The following is a 509-nucleotide window of genomic DNA, read 5'->3' on the forward strand; positions in this document are numbered from 1 at the left end:
AGGAGGGGCTGGGCGTGCTCGACCCGGGCGCGTACGCGGACGAGCCGCCGACGACGGTCGACCTCGACACCCCGCAGCAGCGTGCGACGGCACGCCGCCTCGCGCAGGAGTCGCTCGTGCTGCTCGCGAACGACGGTGTGCTGCCGCTCGTCCGCGGCCGTCGCGACAGCGCTGACGACGCACCGTCCGCTCCGCGCCGCGTCGCCGTGGTCGGGCCCAACGCGGACTCGTCCGAGGCGCTCATGGGCTGCTACTCGTTCGTCAACCACGTGCTCGCGCACCACCCCGGCACGCCGGCCGGCATCGCGCTGCCCACGGTCCTCGAGTCGCTGCGCGACGCGCTCGCGGGTACCGACGTGACGCACGCCGTCGGCTGCGCGGTCGACGGCCTCGATGCCTCGGGGATCCCCGAGGCGGTCGCCGTCGCGCGGGACGCGGACGTCGCGGTCGTCGTCGTGGGCGACGAGGCCGGTCTCTTCGGGCGCGGCACGGTCGGCGTGGGCAACGAC

The 509-nt window shown here is 75.8% G+C and carries 1 protein-coding gene; it reads left to right on the forward strand.

Translation table 11 applies throughout. The features are described 5' to 3' along the window. The coding region (locus G3I78_RS47600; RefSeq protein WP_203616516.1) for a glycoside hydrolase family 3 C-terminal domain-containing protein at positions 1-509 on the forward strand (509 nt) is incomplete at both ends.

Origin of the sequence: Streptomyces sp. SID13726 (genome assembly GCF_010548375.1) — a bacterium.
GTDB lineage: Bacteria > Actinomycetota > Actinomycetes > Streptomycetales > Streptomycetaceae > Streptomyces.